Genomic DNA, 25,334 nt, shown 5'->3' with positions numbered 1-25,334 from the left:
TCGCGTGGACGGGCGGGCTCAGTCCTCGAAGGAGTTCACGAGGGAGTGTGCGGCGCGCTCGAGGTAGTCCCACAGCGTGGCCTCCTGGAGCGGCGGCAGCCCGAGGGCGTCCACGCCGGTGCGCATGTGCGCGAGCCAGCGGTCCCGTGCCTCCGGGTTCACCTTGTACGGCATGTGCCGCATCCGCAGGCGCGGGTGTCCCCGCTCCGCACTGTAGGTGCCCGGACCGCCCCAGTACTGCTCGAGGAACATCGTCAGGCGCCGCTTGGCGGGTTCCAGGTCCTCCTCGGGGTACATCGGCCGCAGGACCGGGTCCTCCGCCACGCCCTGGTAGAACACGTCCACGAGCCTGACGAAGGTCTCGTGGCCGCCGATCTGGTCGAAGAAGCTCGCCGCGGGGACACCGCCCCGCAGAAGGTCCGGACGTCCCTCCCCGGGGACTCCCGGAGTCGTCATCTCACTCACCCGAACGCTGGCCTCCGTTGCTGTCCTGGGCGGTACTGCCGGTCCGCTCGCCCTTCTCACCATTGTCGTCCGTGCTGTGGCCGTTCGCGGCCACGGGGACGTAGGTTCCCTGCGACCGGTTCCCCACGCGGAGGATCTCGCCGTTGCGCAGGTACCAGATTGTTCCGTCGTCGGCCCGCACCCTCGTGATGCGCAGGCCCACGGACTCCACGGTGCCCACCACCTCGCCGGCACCGGTCTCGATGACGTCCCCGATCCCGAACTGGTCCTCGAGGGTGATGAAGATCCCCGCGAGGAAGTCGCGGATGAGCTGCTGCGCGCCGAAGCCGATGGCCACACCGAGGATCCCGACGCTCGTCAGCAGCGGGGCGAGGTCCACGCCGAGGGCCCGGAGCACATACATCCCCACGATGGTGGAGATGATGGCCGCGACCGTGCTGTTCAGGAGCGAGCCGATCGTCGCGGCCCGCTGGGCGCGGCGCTCCGAGTCCAGGGCCCGCAGCGCGGGCGCCGCCCACCGGAACAGGCGGTGCTCGGCCAGCTGCGGCCCCGCGAGGATGCGCTTGACGATCTGGCGGATGACGAACGTCGCCACGAGCCACACGATGAGCCCGGCGCCCACGGCCAAGCCCACTTCAATGAGCTTCTCGTTGAAGGCCGCGACAGCGGTATCGATGTCCTCGGACACAGGCAGGAGCCTCCTGGGGATGGGGTGCATCGGACCCGTCTACCCTATCGGGCCCCGGCCGTGGCCCGTGGCCGTCACGGCACTTCGGGGAGATGCCTCACAGGGAAGTTCACCGAACGCGCAATGAAGCACACGTCGTGTGCCTCCTCGTGGAGACGGTCCGCGAGTGCCCGCTGCGACTCGTCGGCCAGGCCCACCCGGGGATGGAGGACGACCGAGGTGAACTCGCCGCTGCCGTCCCGGTTGAGGTGCATCGTTCCCTCGGCACTGTCCTCGTACGAGACCACGGTGACCCCGTGGGTCACCGCCACGTGCAGGTACGAGAGCATGTGGCACTGGGCGAGCGCTGTCAGGAGCAGCTGCTCGGGGTTGTACCTGTCGCGGTCGCCCCGGAATGTCGGGTCAGCCGACCCGGGCAGCACGGGCAGGCCCGGAAGCGCGATGTCGTGTTCCCGGCCATACTCGCGGTAGCCGGAGGTCCCCGGACCGCGGTTGCCCGTCCACGTCACGGCGACGGTGTAGTGGTGGTCCCCGATTGCCATGGCGGTCAGGCTACCGGTCCGCGGCCTGCGCGCGCAGCGCCCGCGCGACGCCGTCGCGGTTCTCGAGCATCATGCGGCGCAGGGCTGCCTGGTCGTCGCGCAGGGAGGCCAGGAACGCGTCCGTCCGCTCGAGCGTCTCCGGCGTGGTCTGCCGCGCCGGGTAGAGGCCGACGACGATCTGCTGGGCGAGCGCGTGCGTCCGCTCGGCGACGATGCCGGGGACGGCCTCGAAGTAGCGCTCCGTGAACGGGGCGAGCAGGCCGGCGTCGTGCGCGCGCACGAAGCCGTTGATCGCGGCCTGCTGCATCGCGTTCGAGAGGTCTCCGCGCACGACGACCGCCTCCCACGTCTCCTCCTTGGCCTCGCGGGTGGGCCGAGCCGCCATCGCGAGGGCCGCTGCACACTGCCCGGTGGAGGTGTTGTCCCGGGCAAGCTCCTCGTCGATCCGTTCCTGCCCGATGGCTCCTCCTGCTGCCAGGGAGGCGATGAACTCCCACCGAAGGTCCTGGTCGACCTCGAGGCCCGGCACCTCGACCGAGCCGTCGAGCAGCCCGGCGACCGCCTCGAGGTGCTCGGGCGCTGCCGCGAGCCCGGAGAAGGCCTTGGCGAACTGCAGCTGGGAGTCCGAACCGGCAGCCGCCTCGCGTGTCAGGTCCCAGAGGCGCGCAGCCGTCGCGCCCTTCGTCTCGGACCGGGCCTCGGGAGCGACGTAGAAGTCGAGCGTCGTGGTGAGCTGCCGCAGGAGCGTCTGCACCACTGACGCGTCGGATTCGGAGCCGATGTTGGACAGGACGAGGTCGACGTACCCGCGCGCCGGGCTCTCGCCGTCCCGCGCGCCGTCCCAGGCTGAGCCCCAGACCAGGGCCCGCGGGAGGCTCTCGGTGATGTCCTTGAGGCCCGCAGTGGCGGTCACCAGGGAGACCGCGTCCAGGCGCACCTTCGCGAAGGCGAGGTCGTCGTCGTTCAGGAGCACGAGGGCGGGACGGCGCAGCCCTGCGAGGTCGGGCACCTCGGTCAGCTCGCCCTCGACGTCGAGTTCGGTGCGGTGGGTCCGCACGAGCGAGCCGGCGCCGTCGTGCTCGTAGAAGCCGATCGCGAGGCGGTGCGGGCGGATGGTCGGGTACTCGGCCACAGCGCTCTGGCTCACGGCGAAGCGCAGGATGCGGCCGTCGTCGTCCGTCTCGATCTCGGGGGAGAGCGTGTTCACGCCAGCGGTCTCCAGCCACGCCTGGCCCCAGGCGGTGAGGTCGCGTCCGCTGGCCGCCTCGAGCTCCGCCATGAGGTCCGCGAGGACAGTGTTGCCCCACGCGTGCTTCGCGAAGTAGCGGCGCACGCCCTCCATGAACTTCTCCTGCCCCACCCACGCGACCAGCTGCTTGAGGACGGAGGCTCCCTTGGCGTACGTGATGCCGTCGAAGTTGACCTCCACGTCTGCGAGGTCGGTGATGTCGGCGAAGATGGGGTGCGTCGTGGGGAGCTGGTCCTGGCGGTAGGCCCAGGACTTCTCCACGGACGCGAAGGTGGTCCACGCATGGCGGAAGTCAGTCGCCTCGGCGGCGGCGAGGTGGGACATGAACTCGGCGAAGGACTCGTTGAGCCACAGGTCGTCCCACCAGCGCATCGTCACGAGGTCGCCGAACCACATGTGCGCGAGCTCGTGCAGGACGGTGATGGCGCGGCGCTCGACTGTGGCCTGCGTCGGCTTCGAGCGGAAGACGTAGCTCTCGAGGATCGTGACTGCCCCGGCGTTCTCCATCGCGCCGGCGTTGAACTCAGGGACGAAGAGCTGGTCGTACTTCTCGAACGGGTACTTGCACCCGAATTCCCGCTCGTAGAACTCGAATCCGGCCTTGGTCAGGGAGAAGATGTTCTCCGCGTCGAGGTACTCCATGAGCGACCTGCGCGCGAAGACCCCGAGCGGGATCGTCCTGCCGGCGGAATTGACGAGCTCGTCGTGCACGCTCTCGTAGGGGCCCGCGATCAGGGCGGTGATGTAGCTCGAGATGCGGCCGGTCGGGGGGAAGTCCCAGACTGCGGCCTCCGGGGCGCCGGCAGGCTGCGGCTGCGGCGTGGGGGAGTTGGACACGACCGTCCAACGCGATGGCGCGGTGACCGTGAAGCGGAAGGCGGCCTTGAGGTCGGGCTGCTCGAAGACGGCGAAGACCCGGCGGGAGTCGGGGACCTCGAACTGCGTGTACAGGTAGACCTCGCCGTCGGCCGGATCGACGAAGCGGTGCAGGCCCTCGCCCGTGTTCATGTAGAGTGCGTCGGCGTCGACGACCAGCTCGTTCTCGCCCCTGAGCGAGGGCAGCTGGATGCGGACGCCGTCGCTGACGCGGGCCACGTCGAGCGCCTCGCCGTTGAGCGTCACCGAGCGCACCGTCTCCGTGATCGCGTCGATGAACGACGACAAGCCCTCCTGAGCGGCGAAGCGCACCGTGGTGCGCGAGCCGAAGACCCGATCGCCGCGGGTCAGGTCCAGCTCGACGTGGTAGGACTCCACCCGCCGGATGGCCTTCGCACGTTCCTGTGCTTCGGATCGGGTGAGGTTCGTCCCTGGCATCGTGCCTCCAAACGTCTGTGCTGCGGTGCCGGCGGGCACTGCCGTCCTCTGCCGAGCGCCGAAATGTGGCATGGCTCACTCTGAAACTATTCTTTCGAGTTGTCCCGCCGCAAGCCAGCATCCCATACGCACGATTCTGTGACGCGCCGGTGGAGTAGCGTTGAGCGCATGGCAGGGGAATCGGGGCAGAGGGTCGACCGCAAGGCGCTCCGCTTCGCGATCGGCTACCCCATCCTCCTCGGCGGCGGATTCGCCCTCGCGGCCTTCACGTTCCGTGGACGGGTCCCGGAGCCCGTCGCCTGGCTGTGGAACGCGGACGGAGGGACGGCCTTCACGGCCTTTGCGGGATACCTGGCCGGCGGGGCGGGGCTCATCGCCATCCTCGGCGCCCTCCTGTGCAGCCAGGCCGCCTTCACGCGGCGGCCGCCCATCGCGCGGCGGGTCTTCATGGCCGGCGGCATCGGGATGTCGATGTTCCTTGCTACCGTCCTCGCCGCCGGCCTGCTCGGCCAAGTCGGGCTCGATGACGCGCGGGACTCGCATCCGGACCCGGTCGTCCTCGCGATGGGCTCGGGTGCCACCCTGGCGTTCGCCGTCGTCATGTTCTTCACCTTCAAGCCGGACGAGCAGTGGAGCCCCCGCGACGAGGCGGCGCTCCTCGACGCGCTCGAGCCGGAACGCGTCCGGCTGACCTTCACCTATTGGGCCCACGCGCGCTCGTCCGTGTTCGTCATGCTCGGGATCATCGGCGTCTCGGTCTCGCTCCTGCTCCTCGTGGTCTCGCCGTGGATCTCGCTGGTCCTGACGGTGGGCGCACTCCTGGCGGCCTGCTCGCTCGTGACGCGGGTCTCCGTGAGCCCGGAAGGAGTGGGGGTCTTCCTCGCCGGAATGGTCCCCGTCCTCAGGTTCCGGACCGCGAGCGTGCTGCGGGCGAGCTTCGAGACCGTTGCGGCTCGCCGGTTCGGCGGATGGGGCTACCGGCGGAAGGGGCAGGCGGTCTCGGTCCTCGTGGCCAGCGGCGAAGCCGTGGAGGCAGTCCTCGACGACGGCCGGCAGGTCGTCTTCTCCGGCCGGGACGGGGACACTGCCCGCCGCGTCGTCGACGTGCTGCGCGCCGGCTCCGGAGCGTAGTCTGGACCTCGGCCTGATCTGGCCCGGGGCCCTGATGTCGAGAGAGAGGAACGCCGTGCCGAAGCCGCGCGTCCACATTGCCACCGACCATGCCGGGATGGAGCTGTCGGCCCATCTGGTCGCGCACCTGAGCGGTCAGGGCTACGAGGTGGTCGACCACGGTCCCCGCGAGTACGACCCGCTCGACGACTACCCCTCGTTCTGCATCAACGCCGCGCGCGCTGTGGTCGCCGACCAGGAGGCCGGGACCCAGGCGCTCGGGATCGTCCTCGGCGGGTCGGGCAACGGGGAGCAGATCGCCGCGAACAAGGTCCGCGGCGTGCGCGCCGCGCTCGCCTGGAACCTCGACACCGCCCGTCTGGCCCGCGAGCACAATGACGCGAACGTGGTCGCGGTCGGCGGACGGCAGCATTCCCTCGAGGAGGCGACCGCGATCATCGAGGCCTTCCTCACGGAACCGTTCAGCAACGACGAGCGCCACGTGCGCCGCATCGGCAAGATCGCCACGTACGAGACCACCGGCGAGATCGTCGAGTAGAAGCGGCTGCCGTGCCCGAAGGCCATTCCGTCCACCGCCTCGCCCGGCAGTTCGACGACGTGTTCGCGGGGCAGCGGCTCGCGGTGTCGAGCCCGCAGGGACGGTTCGCCGACGGCGCCGCTCTCCTCGACGGGCGGTCGCTCCTCTCCGCCCGCGCCCACGGCAAGCAGCTCTTCCTCGCGTTCGAGGGCGGCCTCGTCCTGAGGGTCCATCTGGGCCTCTACGGTGCCTGGGACTTCGGCGGCGACGAGACATTCCGCGGAGCCTCGAGCATCGGCGCGCCCCGCCGCGTCGGGGAGCGGGAGCTCGCGGACGACGGCGCCCGGTCCGCACGCCCCTCTCGCGCCTGCTCATGGACCAGGAAGTGGTCTCGGGGATCGGCAACGTGTACCGGGCCGAGCTCCTCTTCCGGGCAAGGCTGGACCCGGCCCTGCCTGGCAGCGGCCTCGGCCGCGAACGGGCCATCGCGCTCTGGGAGGACGCGGCCGAGGCCATGGCGGAGGGCGTCCGCGACGGGAGGATCGTCACCACCGATCCGTCGCACTGGCCGGACGGGCCCGCGGAACTCCCGGCGCCGCAGGACGCCCACTACGTGTACCGGCGGCAGGGGCAGCCGTGCCGGGAGTGCGGCGGGTCGGTGGTCGTGGCTGCCGAGGCGGGCCGGAAGCTGTACTGGTGCCCTTCCTGCCAGCGGTGAGCGCTCAGTAGCCCGGGGCCGCCGGCAGGGCGTAGAACTCCTCGAGTGTCGGGATTCCGTTGAAGCGCATCGCTGAGGCTGCGGCCCGCCCCACGTAGCGGAGATGCCACGGCTCGTAGTCGTAGCCGGTGGCCCACGTGTAGCCCTGCGGGTAGCGGACGATGAACCCGTACCGCCAGGCGTTGTCCCTCGCCCACGAACCGGAGCCCGTGTTCTCGAAGCACGCCTGCAGCCCGCACGCCCCGCTCGAGTCGCCGATGTCGAGCGCGAGCCCGCTCTGGTGCTCGCTGTACCCGGGCCGGGCCGAGATCAGGTCCGCCTGGGCCTGGCCGTACTGCGCGACGTAGCTGTTGTAGAGCGACGCCTGCGACCAGTAGTCCCGGTACCCGCTCACCGTCGTCATGCCGATCCCGGCGGCTCTCGCGTCGGCGAGCAGCGAGCGGGCCCATGCGGCCGCCTCGGACTGCATCGCCGTCGAGCCGACGGTCTCGAGGGGCGCGGGGACATAGTCGATGGGGGAGAGCGGGCGCTTCTTGTTCACGACGATCGTGTCGAGCGCGGTGATCGCGAGCCGCGCGCCGTCCTGGGCGCTCCAGGTCGCGAAGCCGCGCTGGAAGTTCTGCCGGCACGATCCCGACTGGCAGATCTCCGGCCCGACCGGGTAGCCGAGGGGGCCGGCCTCGTAGCCGCGCGTGCCCCAGGCCCAGCGGATTGCCCCCGGCAGGCTCGGCTGCGCTCCCGTGGAGGGGGACCAGTAGACCGAGCCGCCCTGGAAGACCTGCCCGCACCCGCCGTCTCGCATCCCGCACACTTCGGGGCCGAGCGGGTAGCCGAGGACGCCGCCCTCGCTGCCCATGGCCGCCCAGGCCTGGCGGATTGCCCCCGGTGTCATCGGCTGGGCCCCGGAGGCTGCGGTCCAGTACAGGGCGCCGCCCTGGAAGGACTGGACGCAGCCGGCGTCCCGGAGGCCGCACGATTCCCCCGATGTGGGGTAGCCGAGACGCCCGTTCTCGTAGCCCTGGGCGACCCACGCCTGCCGGATGGCTCCGGGCGTGCTGGCGTACGCCCCGGATGCCGGGGACCACAGGATGCCCCCGCCCGCGAACATCTGGTAGCAGCCGCCGTCGCGGAGCCCGCACACCTCGCCTCCCACCGGGTAGCCGAGGCGCCCGTTCTCGCTGCCCTGCGCAGTCCAGGCCTGGAGAATCGCCCCCGGGGTGGCCGCGTTCGCGCCGGTCGACGCCGTCCAGTACAGCGTCCCGCCCTGATAGGTCTGGCGGCATCCGCCAGCGGCCAGACCGCAGGTCTCGGCCGAGGTCGGGTAGCCCAGACGACCGTTCTCGTACCCTTGGGCGACCCAGGCCTGGCGGATGGCGCCGGGGGAGCTCGGCTGCGCGCCCGACGCCGGGGACCACAGGATCCCGACCGTCCCGTACCACTGGTAGCAGCCGCCGTCCCTGAGCCCGCAGACCAGCCCGCCGGTCGCGGAACCCAGGCCCAGCTGCGAGGCCCGCGTGCTGATCGCGGCGCCGGGATCGTCTGCGTGGGCATGCTGGGCGGGGACGCCCAGGAGGAGCAGCACGGCGCAGGCCAGGACGGCGTAGGCCGCGGCCCCTCTCCTGAGGATGCCCCTGAAGGCGGGCCGGGCGTGCGGGTGGTCGGGCTGGTCCATGCTTCCCCCTGACATAGGGCGCCCGGGGCTGGGCGGGATTTGACACGCTCGGCTCGCGTTCGCTTTAGTTGGAGGGCCCCGGGGGCGTAGCTCAATGGTAGAGCGCCAGTCTTCCAAACTGGATACGCGGGTTCGATTCCCGTCGCCCCCTCGTTGGCGCCCAGGGCCCTTCCGACGCCGGAGGGGCCGTTTCCGTGCCCGGGGCCTGATGTGCATTGGCTTGTCGCGGCCCTGTATCGTGGTCTGTGCACTAGACCGGGGTGTAGCTCAGCTTGGCTAGAGCGCCTGCTTTGGGAGCAGGAAGTCGCAGGTTCAAATCCTGTCACCCCGACAGTCGCGTCCTGAGGCATTTCGCCCGAGGGCGGCACCCATCATCCGACCATCCAGGAGAGCCACGCTGTGAAGAGCGCTGCCGAGAACCTCAGCCCCACGCGGGTCAAGCTCAACGTCGAGGTGGCCCTCGACGAGCTGAAGCCGAACATCGATGCCGCCTACAAGGCCGTCGCCGAGCAGATCCAGGTGCCGGGCTTCCGCAAGGGCAAGGTCCCCGCTCGCCTCATCGACCAGCGCGTCGGCCGCGGCTACGTCCTCGAGACGGCCATCAACGAGGGCCTGAACGACTGGTACCAGCAGGCCGTCGCCGAGACCGGCATCCGCCCGCTGTCCCGCCCCGAGGTCGAGATCACCGAGGTTCCCGACCCCGCCGCCACCGAGGGCGAGCTCAAGTTCTCCGTCGAGGTGGACGTGCGCCCCGAGATCGAGCTTCCTGACTACGCCGGCCTCAAGGTCGACGTCGCTGCGGCCGAGGCGGGCGACGAGGACGTTGAGAAGGCCCTCGACGAGCTGCGCGGCCGCTTCGGCACGCTCAAGGCCGTCGACCGTCCGGCCGAGGCCGACGACTTCCTCACGATCGACCTCACGGCGAAGGTCGACGGCGAGGAGGTCGACACCGCGTCCGGCCTGTCCTACCAGGTCGGTTCCGGCACCATGCTCGAGGGCCTCGACGAGGCGGTCACCGGCCTCTCGGCCGATGAGGAGACGGTCTTCGAGACCAAGCTCGCCGGTGGCGAGCACGCGGGCCAGGACGCATCTGTGACCGTCAAGGTCACGGCCGTGAAGGAGCGCGAGCTCCCCGAGGCCGACGACGACTTCGCGCAGCTCGCCTCCGAGTTCGACACGATCGCCGAACTCCGCGAGGACCTCGCCAAGCAGGCGGCGCAGTCCAAGGTCGTCTCGCAGGGCGTCGAGGCCCGCGACAAGGTCCTGGACAAGCTCGTCGAGCTCGTCGAGGTCCCCGTCCCCGAGGGCGTTCTCGCCGAGCAGGTCGAGGCGCACTTCAACCCGGAGAACGGCGGCCACGCCGCCGGCGAGGACCACGACACCGAGGAGCACCGCGCCGAGGTCAAGGCCAACACGGAGCGTGCCTTCAAGAACGAGGTCATCCTCGACGCGATCGCGGACAAGGAGGAGATCGGCGTCTCCCAGTCCGAGCTCATCGAGTACCTCGTGACGACGGCCAGCCAGTACGGCATGGACCCGAACCAGTTCGCCCAGATCATGGACCAGTCGGGCCAGGTCCCGATGATGGTCGGCGAGGTCCGCCGCCGCAAGGCGCTCGCCGCCGTCCTCGGCAAGGCCGAGGTCACCGACTCGGAGGGCAACGCCGTCGACCTCTCCGAGTTCGTCAAGCCGGCCGGCGAGGACGTGCCGCAGGCCGACGAGAGCGCCGAGGCCGAGATCGTCCCGAGCGACGACCCCGCAGCCGCCAAGTTCTGACCGAGCGCTTCGAAGGCCGCCGTCGGTTCCCCGGACAGGGGAACGGACGGCGGCCTTCGCCGTTCTCCCGCGGATTGCGCGGCCCCATGCGCTGGAAGCGAACAGGGGCCGGATGCGGAACAATCGGCCGTGGAAAAAGGCTAGTGTCCCTGTAGCAGCAACAGCCCATGTGCACCAGATCGAGAGGTATCGCACCATGCACCAGCAGGAGAAGACGCCGAGCATGGCAGGGCCGACCGAGGGGAACGGTCAGGACTACATCTACCAGCGGCTCCTCAAGGAGCGGATCATCTGGCTTGGGTCGGAGGTCCGCGACGACAACGCCAACGCCATCTGCTCCCAGCTCCTCCTCCTGTCGGCGGAGGATCCGGCCAAGGACATCTACCTCTACATCAACTCGCCCGGCGGCTCGGTGACCGCGGGCATGGCCATCTACGACACGATGCAGTTCATCCCGAACGACGTCGTCACCGTCGCCACCGGACTCGCCGCCTCCATGGGGCAGTTCCTCCTCTCCTCGGGCACCAAGGGCAAGCGCTACGCGACCCCGCACGCGCGCATCCTCATGCACCAGCCGTCCGGCGGCATCGGGGGCACGGCCTCGGACATCAAGATCCAGGCTGAGCTGATCCTGCACATGAAGCAGGTCATGGCGGAGCTGACGGCGGAGCAGACGGGCCAGCCCGTCGAGCAGATCCTCAAGGACAACGACCGTGACAAGTGGTTCACGGCGCAGGAAGCCCTCGAGTACGGCTTCTTCGACAAGATCGCCGCGCGAGCCGGGCACGTGTCCGGCGGCGGCGGGACGGACAAGTAGACGGCGCTGAGGAACAAGGAGCAAGCAATGAATTTCAGCATGGGCGTCAACCCGGCGAGCCTTCCGACCAGCCGCTATGTCCTCCCGCAGTTCGAGGAGCGCACGCCGTACGGCTTCAAGCGCCAGGACCCGTACACGAAGCTGTTCGAGGACCGCATCATCTTCATGGGCGTCCAGGTCGACGATGCGAGCGCTGACGATATCATGGCGCAGCTGCTCGTGCTCGAGGCGAACGACCCCGACCGGGACATCACGATGTACATCAATTCCCCCGGCGGCTCGTTCACGGCCATGACCGCGATCTACGACACGATGCAGTTCATCCGTCCCGAGATCCAGACGGTGTGCCTGGGCATGGCCGCGTCCGCGGCGGCGGTGATCCTCGCCGCCGGCACGCCGGGCAAGCGCCTGGCCCTGCCGAACTCGACGGTCATGATCCACCAGCCCTCGCTCGCGGGCGGGTCCGGCGGCCAGGCCACCGACCTCGAGATCCAGGCCCGTGAGGTGCTGCGCATGCGCGAGTGGCTCGAGCACACGTGGGCCAAGCACTCGAACAAGACCCCCGACGACATCAGCCGGGACATCGAGCGCGACCTGTTCCTGACGGCTGCCGAGGCGAAGGACTACGGCCTCGTCGACGAGGTGCTCGAATCCCGAAAGATCCGGTCGAGCGCGATCACCCGCTGACCCACGTACCGGGTGTGCTGGCGCCGGTGTCCGGGTAACAGCCCGGACACCGGCGCCGTGGTGTCCCACGAGTGACGGTGCGGTGGCCTACAGTGGGATGGTCAGAAGCTTCTTTCGAAGGGAATTGACGAATGGCGCGCATTGGCGAGAGCGCAGACCTGCTGAAGTGCTCCTTCTGCGGCAAGAGCCAGAAGCAGGTGCGGAAGCTCATTGCCGGCCCCGGCGTCTACATCTGCGACGAGTGCATCGAGCTCTGCAACGAGATCATCGAGGAGGAGCTCGCTGAGGTCTCGGACCTCGGCTCGTTCGAGCTGCCCAAGCCCAGGGAGATCTTCGACTTCCTGCAGGAGTACGTGATCGGCCAGGAGCCGGCCAAGCGCGCGCTTGCGGTGGCCGTCTACAACCACTACAAGCGCATCCAGTCCGGGCACGCGGCGAAGGGCTCGTCCCTCACCGAGGCGCACACGCACGACGACGTCGAGATCGCCAAGTCGAACATCCTCCTCATCGGCCCGACCGGCTGCGGCAAGACGTACCTCGCCCAGACCCTCGCTCGCCGGCTCAACGTCCCCTTCGCCGTCGCCGACGCGACGGCGCTGACTGAGGCGGGCTACGTGGGCGAGGACGTCGAGAACATCCTCCTCAAGCTCATCCAGGCCGCCGACTACGACGTCAAGAAGGCCGAGCAGGGGATCATCTACATCGACGAGATCGACAAGATCTCCCGCAAGAGCGAGAACCCCTCGATCACCCGCGACGTCTCCGGCGAGGGCGTCCAGCAGGCGCTACTGAAGATCCTCGAGGGCACGGTGGCCTCGGTCCCGCCGCAGGGTGGCCGAAAGCACCCCCATCAGGAGTTCATCCAGATCGACACGACCAACGTGCTCTTCATCGTGGCCGGCGCCTTCGCGGGCCTCGAGGAGATCATCGGACAGCGTGCGGGCAAGAAGGGCATCGGCTTCGGCGCTCCTCTCAGTTCCATCACGAAGCATGAGAGTTCCTACGCGGACGTCATGCCGGAGGACCTGCTGAAGTTCGGGCTCATTCCGGAGTTCATCGGGCGCCTGCCCGTCATCACCACGGTCGAGAACCTCGACCGGGCGGCGCTCATGCAGATCCTGACGGAGCCCCGCAACGCCCTCGTGAAGCAGTACGAGAAGATGTTCCACCTCGACGGGGTGGAACTGCACTTCGAACGGGATGCCCTGGAGGCCATCGCCGACCTCGCCCTCGAGAGGGGCACGGGTGCCCGTGGCCTGCGCGCGATCATGGAGGAGGTCCTGCTGCCCGTCATGTTCGACCTCCCGAGCCGCGACGACGTCGGCGGCGTCGTGATCGACCGTGCCGTGGTCCTGGGCAAAGCCGAACCGACCCTCATTCCCCACAGCGTCGCGGCCAAGCGGCGCAACAAGTCCGCCTGACGGCGGCATCGCCCTGACCCTGACCGAAGACCGCAGCGGCAGTGTTGCTGCCGGCTGCTGTCGTGCGACCGAGGAGCTGATCCGTGTCCACTGACGCCACCGCCCAGCAGAGGGCCGACTTCTGGTTCGACCCCGCGTGCCCCTTCGCGTGGGCCACGTCCCGCTGGATCGGCGAGGTCGAGAAGGTCCGCACAATCCAGACCGAGTGGCACGTGATGAGCCTCTCCGTCCTCAACGAGGGCCGCGAGCTCGAGCACGACTACCAGCGCTCCATGGACGAGAACTGGGGGCCGGTGCGGGTCATCGTCGCTGCCTCCGAACTCCATGGAGCCGAGCACATCAAGCCGCTCTATGACGCGATGGGCACGCTCATCCACCAGGAGAACGTCACCGACCGTTCCGAGGTGATCCGGCGTGCGCTCGACGAGGTGGGGCTTCCACCCGAGCTCGCCGAGTACGCCGACTCCGACGAGTATGACCCGCAGCTGCGCGCAAGCCACAGGAAGGGTATCGACCTCGTCGGCCAGGACGTCGGCACCCCGATCGTGGCCATCAACGGGACTGCCTTCTTCGGTCCCGTGATCACGCGCGTGCCGCGCGGGGAAGAGGCCGGGAAGCTCTGGGACGCCGCCGTCGGGCTCGCCTCGTTCCCGCATTTCTTCGAGCTCAAGCGCACCCGCACCGAGCGGCCCAAGGTCGACTGAGCCCCCGGAACTACTCTCCTGTAGTTCGCCCGGAGGCCTTGATTCCACCTGTGGCCAGGATCACAATCGTTAGTACCTGATCCGCAAGGATGAGGACGTGGACACCGAAGGTTCAGTGACAGTCGCCCTGACGCAGCCTCAGGCAAAGTCAACGACTGGCCGCCAGTGACGGGTCGGCACGACCTGGACGCCGAGGAGTCCACCAGACTGCGAGAACGTCACCGAGCAGCCGACAAAGTCGAAGCCCCACCAACGCGATGAACGCTGATGGGGCTTCCCCTTTGCCCGGACGGACCTGCGCGGGGGGCCGGACTAGGCCTCCGTCGGCGCCAGTTCGACGTCGCTCACCACGAGGGCGTCAGCTCCGTCCCGCAGCTCGATGGAGCGCGCGTTCGCCGCCGCCTGAAGGTCCCCGAGCCCGGCCTGCAGCTGGGCCAAGAGCTCGGCGGGGGCAGACACGACGGCGGAGAGCACCTCCGTGCGTTGCTTCACCTTGGCCTCGGACTTCGCCTTCCGGATGCCGGAGAGCGCCTGGCCGACCGTGGGCAGCATCCCGGTGTCCCCATCGGCGACGGGCAGCGGGGCGGGCCACGCGGCGCGGTGCACGGAGCCCGGACGCCACCAGCTCCACACCTCGTCGGTGGCGAACGGGAGGATCGGTGCGAAGAGCCGCAGGATCGCGTCGAGCGTGGTCGCCAGCGCAGCGAGGACCGAAGCCTTCTGCTCCTCGCCCTGGGCGCCGTAGGCACGGTCCTTGATGAGCTCGACGTAGTCGTCGGTGAACTGCCAGAAGAACGATTCGGTGAGCTGGAGTGCGCGGGCCGGGTCGTAGGCCGCGAACGCCGTGCCGGCCTGCTCGACCACGTCGGCCAGCTGCGCGAGCAGCGCCCGGTCCAGTGCGTTGACCAGGACCGGGTCCTGGCCGTCGGAGAGCACATCCGCCTCGGTCGCACCGAGGCCCAGGACGAACTTGGACGCGTTGAGGATCTTGATCGCGAGCCGGCGTCCGATCTTCATCTGGGCGACCTCGTATGCGGTGTCCGCGCCGAGCCTCGCCGAGGCCGCCCAGTAGCGGACTGCGTCGGCGCCGTACTCCTCGAGGATGTCGGTCGGCACGACGACGTTGCCCTTCGACTTGGACATCTTCTTCCGGTCGGGGTCCAGGACCCACCCCGAGATCGCCGCGTGCTTCCACGGGACGGTGCCGTGGAGCTCCTCGCCCCGGACCACGGTCGAGAAGAGCCAGGTGCGGATGATCTCGTGGGCCTGCGGCCGGAGGTCGAACGGGAAGACGTTGGCGAAGAACTCGTCGTCGTGGCTCCACCGCCCCACGATCTGGGGGGTGAGGGAGGACGTCGCCCAGGTGTCCAGGACGTCCGGGTCGCCGGTGAAGCCGCCGGGCGCATCGCGCTGCGACTCGTCGTAGCCCGGGGCAGGCTCGGCGACCGGGTCGACGGGCAGGGCGGAGTCGTCGGGGACGATCGGGTGGGCGTAGTCCGGATTGCCGTCGGCGTCCAGCGGATACCAGACGGGGATGGGCACCCCGAAGAAGCGCTGGCGGGAGACGAGCCAGTCGCCGTTGAGGCCCTCGACCCAGTTCTCGTAGCGCGAGCGCATGAAGCCGGGGTGCCACTCCAGCTCGCGGCCGCGCTGGATGAAGGTCGCGCGGCGGTTCTCGTCGCGGCCGCCGTTGCGGATGTACCACTGTCGCGAGGTCACGACTTCGAGCGGCTTGTCGCCCTTCTCGTAGAAGTTGACCGGGTGGAGGATCTTCTTCGGCTCGCCGTCGAGCAGACCGCGCGCGGACAGCATGCTCACCACGGCCTCCTTGGCCGAGAACGCCGTCTTGCCCGCGATCTCCGCGTAGGCCGCAGTGCCCTCGTCGGTCGTGATCCACTCGGGCGTCTCCGCCTGGATGCGCCCGTCGCGTCCGATGATCGCCCTCGTGGGGAGGTCCAGCTCGCGCCACCAGGTGACGTCGGTGAGGTCGCCGAAGGTGCAGACCATGGCGATTCCGGAGCCCTTGTCCGGCTTCGCCAGCGGGTGCGCCCTGACCTCGACCTCGACTCCGAACAGGGGGGAGGTGACCGTGGTGCCGAACAGGTGCTGGTACCGCTCGTCGTCCGGGTGCGCCACGAGGGCAGCACACGCGGCCAGGAGCTCGGGGCGGGTCGTCTCGATATGGACGGGGGCGCCGTCGTGCGTCGTGAAGGCGTAGCGGTAGTAGGCGCCGGGAACCTCGCGGTCCTCGAGCTCCGCCTGGGCGACAGCGGTGCGGAACGTGACATCCCAGAGGGTGGGGGCCTCAGCGAGGTAGGCGTCGCCGTCCGCGAAGTTCTTCAGGAAGGCCCGCTGGGAGACGGCGCGGGAGGTGCCGTCGATCGTGCGGTACGTCATGTCCCAGTCGACCGAGAGGCCGAGAGTCTTGAAGAGGTGCTCGAAGACCTTCTCGTCCTCGACCGCGAGCTCCTCACAGAGCTCGATGAAGTTCCGGCGGGAGACCACGTCGAAGTCGCGCTGGTTCTTGGCGGGCTGGGCGGGCGGACGGTAGTCGGCGTCGTACGGGACGGCCGGATCGCAGCGCACGCCGAAGTAGTTCTGGACGCGCCTCTCGGTGGGCAGGCCGTTGTCGTCCCAGCCCATCGGGTAGAAGACGTTCTTGCCGGTCATGCGCTGGTAGCGCGCGAGCAGGTCGGTCTGCGTGAAGGAGAACATGTGGCCGACGTGCAGCGAACCCGAGGCGGTGGGCGGGGGAGTGTCGATCGAGTAGACCGCCTCGCGCGTCGTCGCAGGGTCGAACCGGTAGGTTCCCTCGGCGACCCAGCGCTCGCTGAACTTCGCCTCGAGTCCCTCGAGGGCCGGCTTGTCCGGGACGGTAGCGGCGGCGGCCGCCGTGGGCTGCGTAGCGGGCGTGTCTGTACCCGTGGTGTCTGCTTCAGGCATGTCCTTGATTCTTCCATGTTTTGCGCGGGGCTTCCCATGGGCGCTGCGGTGCCTAGCATGGCGCCATGGGCAGCATCAGCATCCGCCGTGTCTACGAGCCACCCGCCGCCGGCGCGCACCGCATCCTGGTCGACCGCGTCTGGCCCCGCGGACTGAGCAAGGAGGACGCGGCCGTCGACCTCTGGCTCAGGGAGGTGGGCCCCTCGACCGAGCTGCGGAAGTGGTTCAACCACGATCCCGAGCGGTTCGAGGAGTTCGCCCGGCGCTACCGCGACGAGCTCGCCGGGTCCGAGGCCTACGCGCGGCTCGTCGAGGAGGCCCGGGCGCACGACGACGTGGAGCTCGCCTACTCGGCGAAGGACACTGAGCACAATCAGGCGGTCGTCCTGCTCGGGCTCCTGGGCGAGGAGTCGCTGTAGGTTGGGGGCATGACCAACCCTGCGCCCATGAACACGACCCATCAGCAGCGCTCCGCCGTCGTCACTGGAGCCAGCACAGGCATCGGCGAGGCCACTGTGAGGGCACTCGCCGCGGACGGCTGGCGCGTGTATGCGGTCGCCCGCCGCGCAGAGCGGCTCGAGCGTCTCGCCGCCGAGACAGGGGCCGTCGCGGTGGCCGCCGACATTGCCGAGGACGACGACGTCGCCCGCCTCCTCGGGGAGGTCGAGGCCGGCGGCGGCATCGACACCCTGGTCAACATCGCCGGCGGCGCGAGGGGCACGGACTGGGTCGCCGAGTCGAAGACCGAGGACTGGGAGTGGATGCTCAGGGTCAACGTGGTGGGCACCATGAAGATCACACGTGCCTTCCTGCCGATGCTGCGGGCCACGGGGCACGGGACGGTCCTGAACCTGACGTCGGTGGCGGGACTCGTCGCCTACGAGGGCGGTGGCGGGTACAACGCCGCCAAGTTCGCAGAGCGCGGGATGACCCGGGCGCTGCGGCTCGAGGAGGCCGAGCACAACGTGCGCGTCATCGAGGTGCTTCCCGGCCTCGTGAAGACGGAGGAGTTCTCGCTGCGGCGCCTGGGCGGCGACGCAGAGGCCGCGGAGAAGGTGTACGCGGGCGTGGAGGAACCGCTGACGTCGGAGGACATCGCCGACATCGTCCGGTATGCCGTCAGCGTGCCGCACCACGTCAACCTCGACGAGATCGTCGTGCGTCCCGTCGCCCAGGCCGCGGCACACAAGCTCATCCGGCGCGGCTGAACGCGGGGAAGTGCACCTCGATCGCGAAGCCGTCGGGGCTCATTCCGGCACGGGCGCCGCAGCCCTCTCCGAGGAGCCGCGTCTCGACGTCCTGCACGCCCCGGCCCAGTGCGAGCAGCTGCTGGAAGCCCGTCTCACCCGGGGCGTTGACGAGGCGGAGGTCGAGCCCCCTGGGGGACCACCGCAGCTCCAGACGGAGGGGGACCGCGGCGTCGGCCTGCTCGGCGACCTGCGCAATGCCCTCGCTGACGGCCCGGACTGCGGCGTCGGTGGCGCCCCGCGCCAGGCGGACCGGGCATCCGGACTGCGCAATGACGAGACGGAGTCCACGGCTCGAAGCTGCGGCGGCGGGCGAAGGCCCTCGCGCGGCCGGGAGCGCATCCCGGCGATCGGTCCTTCCGCCCGGAGGGTGCTTCAGCCTGAGCCGCTGGAAGGCGGCCCGGACGCGGTCCGCCAGAGGGGCTGTTCGGTGCTGCGCCACGGTGGTCACGGGATCCTCCTCAAGTGCACCTCGGTCGATGATGCCGTCAGTATCCGCCTGCGACGGCGGTTATTCCAGACGGTGGACAAAAAGCTCTTCGACAGGAAATGCGCGCCGTGCGTAGACTTGACACAAAGCGTTGACCCGGCCATCACCGGCGAGCTTCCGGAAGAACGGCGCGCCGCGCAGCGGCAGAGCCCAGTAGAACCGGACGGGCAGGCCCGTCACAGCCGTGAATGAGGGGCCCCGGCCGCATGCGGCCGCGGGCAAGTGAGGTGGTACCGCGGTGCCGTCCGGCCGATCCGGGCGAACGCCGTCCTCCCGTCCAGCAGCATCAAGCGAGCCAGGATCCGAGTGAGCGTGTACCCCAAGGCCAGCACAGCAGCGGACGCCGCGCAGGCGTCGAGCACGTCCGTGCGCTTCCCCGAACTCGAGGAGCGCGTCCTTTCCTACTGGGAGCATGACGGGACCTTCCAGGCCTCCGTCGACAACCGCGACGCGGGCAGGAACGGCTCCAACGAGTTCGTCTTCTACGACGGCCCGCCGTTCGCCAACGGGCTCCCGCACTACGGGCACCTTCTGACCGGCTACGCCAAGGACCTCGTGGCGCGCTACCAGACGCAGCGCGGCCGCCGCGTCGAGCGCCGCTTCGGCTGGGACACGCACGGCCTGCCCGCAGAGCTCGAGGCCATGAAGCAGCTCGGAATGAGCGACAAGGCCCACATCGAGACGATGGGGATCGACAAGTTCAACGACGCGTGCCGCGCCTCGGTCCTGAAGTACACCCACGAGTGGGAGGCGTACGTCAAGCGCCAGGCCCGCTGGGTGGACTTCGAGAACGACTACAAGACCCTCAACGTCGAGTACATGGAGAGCGTCATCTGGGCGTTCAAGACGCTCTACGACAAGGGCCTCACCTACAACGGCTACCGGGTCCTGCCGTACTGCTGGAAGGATGAGACCCCCCTCTCCAACCACGAGCTGCGGATGGACGACGACGTCTACAAGGACCGTCAGGACCAGACCGTCACCGTCACCTTCCCGCTGAAGGCGGGGGAGTCCGCGCTCTCGCAGGAGCTTGCCGGCGTCCTCGCCCTCGCCTGGACCACAACGCCCTGGACGCTCCCCACGAACCTCGCCCTCGCCGTCGGGCCCGAGGTGCGCTACGCCGTCGTGCCTCTCGGCCCCGACGGGGTGAAGTCGGGCGTGTCGGAGTTCGGCCCCGGGTGGCGCTTCCTCCTCGCCGAGGACCTCCTCGGCTCCTACGCCAAGGACCTCGGGTACGGGGACGGCGCGGCAGCGGCCGACGCCGTCGAGCGCACCGTCCTCGGCTCCGAGCTCGCCGGGATCCGCTACGAGCCGCTGTGGGACTACTACACGGACACGGAGACGTGGGGCACCGAGAACGCCTGGCAGATCCTCGTCGCGGACTACGTGACCACGACCGACGGCACCGGCGTCGTGCACCAGGCCCCCGCGTACGGCGAGGACGACCAGAAGGTCTGCGAGGCGGCGGGGATCCCCGTGATCCTCTCGGTGGACGAGGGCGCCAAGTTCCTGCCCATGTTCGCCTCCCCTGTCAACGGGCAGGCGCCGCTGGCCGAGATCGCGGGCCTGCAGGTCTTCGAGGCCAACAAGCCCATCACGCGGGTGCTGCGCGAGCAGGGACGCCTCGTCAAGCAGGCGAGCTACGTTCACAGCTACCCGCACTGCTGGCGCTGCCGCAACCCCCTGATCTACCGTGCGGTATCGAGCTGGTTCGTCGAGGTCACCAAGATCAAGGACCGCATGCTCGAGCTCAACGAGCAGATCAACTGGATCCCGGCCAACGTCAAGCACGGCCAGTTCGGCAAGTGGCTCGAGAACGCGCGTGACTGGTCGATCAGCCGCAACCGCTACTGGGGCTCGCCGATCCCCGTGTGGGTCTCCGACGACCCCGCGTATCCGCGCACCGACGTGTACGGCTCGCTCGCGGAGATCGAGGCGGACTTCGGCAGGCTTCCGCTCAACCACGACGGGCAGCCGGACCTGCACCGCCCGTTCATCGACGAGCTCACCCGCCCCAATCCGGACGATCCGCGCACGCCGGAGGACGGCCAGTCCACCATGCGCCGCGTCCCGGACGTGCTGGACGTGTGGTTCGACTCCGGTTCGATGCCGTACGCCCAGGTGCACTACCCGCACGAGAACCGGGAGTGGTTCGCCACGCACAACCCGGGCGACTTCATCGTCGAGTACATCGGCCAGACCCGCGGCTGGTTCTACACGCTGCACATCCTTGCCACCGCCCTGTTCGACCGGCCGGCGTTCCGCAACGTCATCAGCCACGGGATCGTGCTGGGCTCGGATGGGCAGAAGATGTCCAAGAGCCTGCGCAACTACCCGGACGTCTCCGAGGTGCTGGACCGCGACGGCTCCGACGCGATGCGCTGGTTCCTCATGTCCAGCCCCATCCTGCGCGGCGGGAATCTCATCGTCACTGAGCAGGGCATCCGCGACGGCGTCCGCCAGGTCATCCTGCCGCTGTGGAACGTGTACAGCTTCTTCACGCTCTACGCGAACGCGTCGACGGGCACCGCGCCAGCAGAGCACGACGGCGGCGCTCGCGCCGGCTACGACGCGACGCTGCGGTACGGGGGCTACAGCGATCCTCTGGACCGCTACCTCATGGCCGAGACCGGCCGGCTCGTGGGCAGCATGCAGGAACACCTCGACGCGTACGACATCTCGAGCGCTTGCGACGACCTGCGCGGCTACCTCGACATGATGACCAACTGGTACGTGCGCCGGTCCAGGCAGCGGTTCTTCGATGAGGACGCCGATGCGTTCGACGCCCTGTACACAGCGCTCGAGGCAGTGTGCCGCGTGGCCGCGCCGCTCCTGCCGCTGGTCAGCGAGGAGATCTGGCGGGGCCTGACCGGCGGCCGCTCGGTGCACCTCACCGACTGGCCCGACCCGGCGCTCTTCGCCGACGACCAGGCCCTCGTGGAGACGATGGACCGCACCCAGGCCGTGTGCTCCGCCGGATCGTCCCTGCGCAAGGCCGCGAAGCTCCGGGTGCGCCTGCCGCTCAAGGAGCTCACCGTCGTCGTGCCCGCGGCAGCGGCGCTGGCCGGCAGCGAGGCGGTGATCGCCGACGAGCTCAACCTCAAGTCGGTCCGCCTGCTCGACGCCGCCGAGGCCAGCGAGGAGGAGTTCGGGATCGAGCGCAAGCTCGTGGTGAACGCCCGCGCGGCCGGCCCACGCCTCGGGAAGGAGGTCCAGCAGGCCATCAAGGGCTCCAAGTCGGGCGACTGGTCCGTGGCCGAGGACGGAACCGTGACCGCCGGCGGCCTCGCGCTCGAACCGGCCGAGTACACCCTGGAGACGGTGGTCGATCCGGCGAAGGCCGGCGAGCACGCCTCCGTGGCGATGCTTCCCGGAGGCGGATTCGTGGTCCTCGACACCGAGGTCACGCCCGAGCTCGCGGCTGAAGGACTCGCCCGCGACCTCGTCCGGACCGTCCAGCAGGCGCGCAAGGAGGCCGACCTGGAGGTGACCGACAGGATCCGCACGAGCGTCACGGCGCGCCATGCCGTGATCGAGGCCGCCATGGCGCATTCCGACCTGCTCAAGGCTGAGACGCTCACGGTCGACCTCGAGCTGCTCACCGCCGACGTCGACCCGACGGCCGTCGTCGAGCGCGTCGACGCGGAGCAGGCTTCGGCGGGGGAGGGCGCCCAGTGAGCTCCCCGCTCAGCGAGCTGTCCACCGTCGAGGAGGTCTACGCCGAACTCCTCTCCCGCGCCCCCGAGAACAAGATGGAGCCCCGGCTCGCACCGCTGTTCCGCGCCATGGACGTCCTGGGAGAGCCCAACAGGGCCTTCCCGATCATCCACGTGACGGGCACCAACGGGAAGACGTCCACGGCACGCATGATCGAGGCCGGGCTCCGCGCCCATGGCCTCCGCACCGGCCGGTACACGAGCCCCCATCTGTCCAGCGTGACCGAGCGGATCAGCGTCGACGGCGCGCCCGTGCAGGACGCCACCTTCGTGCGGATCTGGAACGAGATCTCCCCGTACCTGGCCATCGTCGACGCCGAGCTCGTCGCCGCCGGGCAGCCGCGCCTGACCTACTTCGAGTGCGTGACCATCCTCGGGTTCGCGGTGTTCGCCGACGAACCGGTGGACGTCGCGGTGATCGAGGTCGGCCTCGGCGGGATCACCGACGCGACCAACGTCGGCGACGGCGCGGTCTCGGTCGTGACGCCGATCTCCCTGGACCACACGGACCTCCTCGGGGACACGACCGAGGACATCGCGCGCGAGAAGGCCGGGATCATCAAGCCCGGCGGCTTCCTCGTGAGCGCTGCCCAGCCGGTCGACGCCGCGCAGGTGCTCCTCGACAAGGCGCGCGAGGTGGGTGTGCCGTTCCGCTTCGAGGGCGTCGAGTTCGGGGTCGAGTCCCGGGCTGTGGCGGTCGGAGGCCAGGTCGTGACCGTCCAGGGGCTCGCCGGCCGCTACACGGACCTCGCGGTCCCGCTGCACGGGGAGCACCAGGCGCAGAACGCCGCGGTCGCCGTGGCGGCGCTCGAGGCGTTCCTCGGCGGCGGAGAGCGGGAGCTGGACGCCGACGTCCTGCGCGAGGGCTTCGCCGAGGTCTCCTCGCCCGGACGGCTCGAGGTGGTGCGCACGTCCCCGACCATCGTGGTCGACGCCGCGCACAACCCGGACGGCATCCGGGTGAGCGCGCGGGCCCTCAAGGAGGCCTTCGACTTCTCGACGCTCGTGATCGTCCTCGGGGTCCTGCGGGAGAAGGACGCCGAGGAGATCCTGCGCACGCTGCAGGCCGAGTTCGCCGACGTCCCGGTCGAATTCTGCTTCACGCAGTCGGCCTCGCCCCGGGCGATCCCGGCTGAGGAACTGAGCGAGATCGCCCTCGACCTCGGCTACGCCGAGGAGGCCGTGCACGTCGCGGAGAAGCTCGACGACGCGATCGAGTACGCCGTCGAGCGCGCCGACGCGGTGGGAGACTTCGGCGGTGGAGTCCTGATCACCGGGTCCATCACCGTGGTCGGCGAAGCCCGCACCCTGCTCGGGAAGGACCAGGGATGATGGCCCGGCTGACGAGGGCCCAGCGCGAGTGGCGGCCCGGCATGCCGAAGAAGCGCCGTTCGGTGCGGGTGATGTTCGCGTCCGTGATCCTCCTCATGGAGGCATTCGTGACGTTCTTCGCCACGCTCGTCCTGTTCGGGCTGCGGGGCCGTGAGCTGGGTGCGGGACTCGTGCTGGGCGGCGGGTTCGGACTCATGGCCGTCTTCATCCTGGCCTGCGCCGTCGTCTCCAAGCCCTGGGGACGCGGCCTGGGTTGGCTCCTGCAGCTCGTGCTCATCGCACTCGGCTTCCTCGAGCCCATGATGTTCTTCGTCGGCGCCATCGTGGCCCTCACCTGGTGGTACGCCCTGCGCACCGGGGCGAAGCTGGACCGGGAGAACGTCGAGAGGGACAGGGCCCAGGCCGAATGGGAGCGCCAGCATCCCGAGCAGGAGAAGTAGCTGGGCCGGGAAAAGTAGACTTGCCCCGGACCCCCTTGCCTTACCCCCAGGAGATTCTGTGACTACCGAACGCACCCTCGTCCTCGTCAAGCCGGACGGCGTGTCCCGCGGCCTCACCGGCACGATCCTCGCCCGCATCGAGGCCAAGGGCTACCGGCTGGCCCAGCTCGCGCAGCTCACCGCCAGCCGTGAGCTCCTCGCCCAGCACTACGCCGAGCACGAGGGTAAGCCGTTCTACGAGCCGCTCCTCGAGTTCATGGCGTCCGGGCCCGTGGTGGCCGCGGTGTTCGAGGGCCACCGCGTCATCGAGGGCTTCCGCGCCCTCGCCGGTGCGACGGATCCGACGGCCGCCGCCCCCGGCACGATCCGCGGCGACTTCGGCCGCGACTGGGGCCTGAAGGTCCAGCAGAACCTGGTCCACGGCTCGGACTCGCCGGAATCGGCCGAGCGCGAGATCGGCATCTGGTTCGGCGCCTGACCGGCCCGTTCCGGCGCACGACGGCGGCCGGTGACTTCCGCGCGGAAGTCACCGGCCGCCGTCGTCCCCGGTGCGGGGCGCGCTACATCGTGGACGGGATGAACATGTGGATGAAGCGGAAGAAAATCGAGGCGATCACACCGACGTAGAGGACGGCGACGATGATCCATCCCCAGTCCGCGAGACCGCGCGCGAGCGCCGGGGGAGCGGGGATCACGCCGTGGACGAGGTTGCGGACTGTGGTCCACACGAACAGGGGGATCATCATGGACCACACGACCATGCACAGCGGGCAGAGGATGCCGATCGCGTAGAGCGCCTGGCTCCAGAGCCACACGACGAAGGCGAAGCCGAGCGTCACGCCGACCTGGAGGCCGATCCAGTACCAGCGGCTGAAGGTGGCGCCGGCGAGGAGGCCCATCGCCGTCGTGAGCGTGACCGCGAACGCCACGATGCCGATGAACATGTTGGGGAAGCCGAACGCCTGGCTCTGCCACGTGTCCATCACCTCGCCACACGAGATCCACGGGTTGACGTCGCAGACCGTCACGTGTCCGGGGTCCCGGAGCTTCTCGATCTTCTCGAGCACGAGCATGCCCGAGGCGATCCAGCCACCGACGCTCGTGACGAGCACGAGCCACGCGAACGGGACGCGCCTGGCCATCGTGGGGACGTCGGCAGCGCCGGTGCTGGCGGGGGAGTCCGCATCGCTGCTGCGGGGCACGGTCTGCGCGCGGCCCGTGTCGGTATGGGGTGTCATTCAGGAGGTCCTTCCTGGGCGGATGCCTCGATTGTAGGCGCGCGGTCTGGTGGGAAGCTGGGCCGAAGGTCCGTCACCGGCTCGCCGGTGTGTGAGACAATGCCTGTGGCCGGGCACTGCCCCACATGCAGTGGCCGGTCCGGTGTACAGCGAGAAGACCGCCGGCCCATGCACGCCCCTCCGGGATCCACAGATCCCCCGCGGGGCTCTGGGCAGGAGCGGCACCT

At 69.5% G+C, this 25,334-nt stretch carries 21 protein-coding genes, 2 tRNA genes and 1 pseudogene; 16 read left to right on the top strand and 8 right to left on the bottom strand.

All coding sequences use genetic code 11. The features are described 5' to 3' along the window. Positions 1–18: 18 nt before the first annotated feature. From CGQ25_RS08725 to pepN, 4 genes are read right to left on the bottom strand one after another with little or no spacing between them, the layout of a single operon-like run. Positions 19–456 (bottom strand): globin, encoded by a 438-nt coding sequence (locus CGQ25_RS08725; protein WP_208712712.1) that lies wholly within the window; start codon positions 454–456, stop codon positions 19–21. Between the two features lies 1 nt (position 457). Then, on the bottom strand, positions 458–1,183 hold the full coding sequence (locus tag CGQ25_RS08720; protein ID WP_208712711.1) for a mechanosensitive ion channel family protein: 726 nt from the start codon (positions 1,181–1,183) through the stop codon (positions 458–460). A gap of 44 nt (positions 1,184–1,227) precedes the next feature. Beyond that, positions 1,228–1,695 (bottom strand): OsmC family protein, encoded by a 468-nt coding sequence (locus tag CGQ25_RS08715; RefSeq protein WP_208712710.1) that lies wholly within the window; start codon positions 1,693–1,695, stop codon positions 1,228–1,230. Between the two features lie 10 nt (positions 1,696–1,705). Then, entirely contained in the window at positions 1,706–4,258 is a 2,553-nt protein-coding gene (gene pepN, locus CGQ25_RS08710; protein ID WP_208712709.1) for an aminopeptidase N, read from the bottom strand. Positions 4,259–4,426: 168 nt separating this feature from the next. Here pepN and CGQ25_RS08705 point away from each other — a divergent pair, with 168 nt between their 5' ends. The 3 genes and pseudogenes from CGQ25_RS08705 (at position 4,427) to CGQ25_RS08695 (ending at position 6,624) form a co-directional block, all read left to right on the top strand. Next, positions 4,427–5,389: a hypothetical protein gene (locus CGQ25_RS08705; RefSeq protein ID WP_208712708.1), complete on the top strand. Its 963-nt coding sequence runs from the start codon at positions 4,427–4,429 to the stop codon at positions 5,387–5,389. A gap of 55 nt (positions 5,390–5,444) precedes the next feature. Then, complete coding sequence (locus CGQ25_RS08700; RefSeq protein WP_255405695.1) at positions 5,445–5,927, top strand: ribose-5-phosphate isomerase; 483 nt, start codon at positions 5,445–5,447, stop codon at positions 5,925–5,927. Positions 5,928–5,938: 11 nt separating this feature from the next. After that, positions 5,939–6,624: pseudogene (locus tag CGQ25_RS08695) on the top strand (Fpg/Nei family DNA glycosylase). Between the two features lie 4 nt (positions 6,625–6,628). Here the strand turns inward: CGQ25_RS08695 and CGQ25_RS08690 are convergent. Continuing rightward, complete coding sequence (locus tag CGQ25_RS08690; RefSeq protein ID WP_208712706.1) at positions 6,629–8,296, bottom strand: D-alanyl-D-alanine carboxypeptidase family protein; 1,668 nt, start codon at positions 8,294–8,296, stop codon at positions 6,629–6,631. Positions 8,297–8,376: 80 nt separating this feature from the next. Here CGQ25_RS08690 and CGQ25_RS08685 point away from each other — a divergent pair. The 7 genes from CGQ25_RS08685 (at position 8,377) to CGQ25_RS08655 (ending at position 13,701) form a co-directional block, all read left to right on the top strand. Next, positions 8,377–8,447, top strand: a tRNA-Gly gene (locus CGQ25_RS08685). A 105-nt stretch (positions 8,448–8,552) separates the two neighbouring features. Beyond that, positions 8,553–8,627 (top strand) — tRNA-Pro (locus CGQ25_RS08680). Positions 8,628–8,695: 68 nt separating this feature from the next. Further along, positions 8,696–10,072: a trigger factor gene (tig, locus tag CGQ25_RS08675; RefSeq protein ID WP_208712705.1), complete on the top strand. Its 1,377-nt coding sequence runs from the start codon at positions 8,696–8,698 to the stop codon at positions 10,070–10,072. Between the two features lie 196 nt (positions 10,073–10,268). Continuing rightward, positions 10,269–10,889, top strand: coding sequence for an ATP-dependent Clp protease proteolytic subunit (locus tag CGQ25_RS08670; RefSeq protein ID WP_208712704.1), 621 nt, complete (start codon positions 10,269–10,271; stop codon positions 10,887–10,889). Between the two features lie 27 nt (positions 10,890–10,916). Next, positions 10,917–11,576: an ATP-dependent Clp protease proteolytic subunit gene (locus tag CGQ25_RS08665; protein WP_208712703.1), complete on the top strand. Its 660-nt coding sequence runs from the start codon at positions 10,917–10,919 to the stop codon at positions 11,574–11,576. A gap of 131 nt (positions 11,577–11,707) precedes the next feature. Then, positions 11,708–12,997, top strand: a complete 1,290-nt coding sequence (clpX, locus tag CGQ25_RS08660) for an ATP-dependent Clp protease ATP-binding subunit ClpX (RefSeq protein WP_208712702.1) — start codon at positions 11,708–11,710, stop codon at positions 12,995–12,997. Between the two features lie 83 nt (positions 12,998–13,080). Continuing rightward, positions 13,081–13,701 carry a DsbA family protein gene (locus CGQ25_RS08655; protein WP_208712701.1) on the top strand — a complete coding sequence of 207 codons (621 nt, stop codon included), beginning with the start codon at positions 13,081–13,083 and terminating at the stop codon, positions 13,699–13,701. A 312-nt stretch (positions 13,702–14,013) separates the two neighbouring features. Here the strand turns inward: CGQ25_RS08655 and valS are convergent, their stop codons facing one another. Further along, positions 14,014–16,644, bottom strand: coding sequence for a valine--tRNA ligase (gene valS / locus CGQ25_RS08650; protein ID WP_208712700.1), 2,631 nt, complete (start codon positions 16,642–16,644; stop codon positions 14,014–14,016). Between the two features lie 65 nt (positions 16,645–16,709). On the opposite strand from valS, the gene CGQ25_RS08645 reads away from it, so the two are divergent. Next, positions 16,710–17,063 (top strand): DUF488 domain-containing protein, encoded by a 354-nt coding sequence (locus CGQ25_RS08645; RefSeq protein WP_208712699.1) that lies wholly within the window; start codon positions 16,710–16,712, stop codon positions 17,061–17,063. Between the two features lie 27 nt (positions 17,064–17,090). Then, a complete protein-coding gene (locus CGQ25_RS08640) occupies positions 17,091–17,852 on the top strand; it encodes an SDR family oxidoreductase (RefSeq protein WP_208712698.1) in 762 nt (253 codons plus the stop codon). On the opposite strand, the gene CGQ25_RS08635 is transcribed toward CGQ25_RS08640, so the two are convergent. Then, positions 17,836–18,342: a hypothetical protein gene (locus tag CGQ25_RS08635; RefSeq protein ID WP_208712697.1), complete on the bottom strand. Its 507-nt coding sequence runs from the start codon at positions 18,340–18,342 to the stop codon at positions 17,836–17,838. The genes CGQ25_RS08640 and CGQ25_RS08635 overlap by 17 nt on opposite strands. Before the next feature lie 345 nt (positions 18,343–18,687). Between CGQ25_RS08635 and ileS the strand changes: the two genes are divergently transcribed. The 4 genes from ileS to ndk are packed head-to-tail and all read left to right on the top strand — an operon-like array spanning position 18,688 to position 24,347. Further along, positions 18,688–22,059, top strand: a complete 3,372-nt coding sequence (gene ileS / locus CGQ25_RS08630; RefSeq protein WP_208712696.1) for an isoleucine--tRNA ligase — start codon at positions 18,688–18,690, stop codon at positions 22,057–22,059. Beyond that, a complete protein-coding gene (locus tag CGQ25_RS08625) occupies positions 22,056–23,429 on the top strand; it encodes a folylpolyglutamate synthase/dihydrofolate synthase family protein (protein ID WP_208712695.1) in 1,374 nt (457 codons plus the stop codon). Before ileS ends, CGQ25_RS08625 begins: the two co-directional genes overlap by 4 nt. Next, entirely contained in the window at positions 23,429–23,869 is a 441-nt protein-coding gene (locus CGQ25_RS08620; protein ID WP_208712997.1) for a DUF4233 domain-containing protein, read from the top strand. Before CGQ25_RS08625 ends, CGQ25_RS08620 begins: the two co-directional genes overlap by 1 nt. A gap of 58 nt (positions 23,870–23,927) precedes the next feature. Then, positions 23,928–24,347: a nucleoside-diphosphate kinase gene (gene ndk / locus CGQ25_RS08615; protein WP_208712694.1), complete on the top strand. Its 420-nt coding sequence runs from the start codon at positions 23,928–23,930 to the stop codon at positions 24,345–24,347. A gap of 82 nt (positions 24,348–24,429) precedes the next feature. Here ndk and CGQ25_RS08610 read toward each other — a convergent pair whose 3' ends face one another. Next, positions 24,430–25,107, bottom strand: coding sequence for a vitamin K epoxide reductase family protein (locus CGQ25_RS08610; RefSeq protein WP_208712693.1), 678 nt, complete (start codon positions 25,105–25,107; stop codon positions 24,430–24,432). Positions 25,108–25,334 lie beyond the last annotated feature (227 nt).

Origin of the sequence: Sinomonas sp. R1AF57 (assembly GCF_002224485.1) — a bacterium.
GTDB classification, from domain to species: Bacteria; Actinomycetota; Actinomycetes; order Actinomycetales; family Micrococcaceae; genus Sinomonas; species Sinomonas flava.
The sequence above is the reverse complement of the archived record's forward strand: the minus strand, read 5'-3'. Positions and strand labels throughout refer to the sequence as shown.

Coding starts and splice junctions, on each gene's coding strand:
- CGQ25_RS08705 (WP_208712708.1), top strand. CDS start 4,427: ATGGCAGGGGAATCGGGGCAGAGGGTCGACCGCAAGGCGCTCCGCTTC.
- CGQ25_RS08670 (WP_208712704.1), top strand. CDS start 10,269: ATGCACCAGCAGGAGAAGACGCCGAGCATGGCAGGGCCGACCGAGGGG.
- CGQ25_RS08725 (WP_208712712.1), bottom strand. CDS start 456: ATGACGACTCCGGGAGTCCCCGGGGAGGGACGTCCGGACCTTCTGCGG.
- CGQ25_RS08690 (WP_208712706.1), bottom strand. CDS start 8,296: ATGGACCAGCCCGACCACCCGCACGCCCGGCCCGCCTTCAGGGGCATC.
- CGQ25_RS08610 (WP_208712693.1), bottom strand. CDS start 25,107: ATGACACCCCATACCGACACGGGCCGCGCGCAGACCGTGCCCCGCAGC.
- CGQ25_RS08720 (WP_208712711.1), bottom strand. CDS start 1,183: ATGCACCCCATCCCCAGGAGGCTCCTGCCTGTGTCCGAGGACATCGAT.
- CGQ25_RS08665 (WP_208712703.1), top strand. CDS start 10,917: ATGAATTTCAGCATGGGCGTCAACCCGGCGAGCCTTCCGACCAGCCGC.
- CGQ25_RS08645 (WP_208712699.1), top strand. CDS start 16,710: ATGGGCAGCATCAGCATCCGCCGTGTCTACGAGCCACCCGCCGCCGGC.
- clpX (WP_208712702.1), top strand. CDS start 11,708: ATGGCGCGCATTGGCGAGAGCGCAGACCTGCTGAAGTGCTCCTTCTGC.
- CGQ25_RS08640 (WP_208712698.1), top strand. CDS start 17,091: ATGAACACGACCCATCAGCAGCGCTCCGCCGTCGTCACTGGAGCCAGC.
- pepN (WP_208712709.1), bottom strand. CDS start 4,258: ATGCCAGGGACGAACCTCACCCGATCCGAAGCACAGGAACGTGCGAAG.
- valS (WP_208712700.1), bottom strand. CDS start 16,644: ATGCCTGAAGCAGACACCACGGGTACAGACACGCCCGCTACGCAGCCC.
- CGQ25_RS08715 (WP_208712710.1), bottom strand. CDS start 1,695: ATGGCAATCGGGGACCACCACTACACCGTCGCCGTGACGTGGACGGGC.
- CGQ25_RS08620 (WP_208712997.1), top strand. CDS start 23,429: ATGGCCCGGCTGACGAGGGCCCAGCGCGAGTGGCGGCCCGGCATGCCG.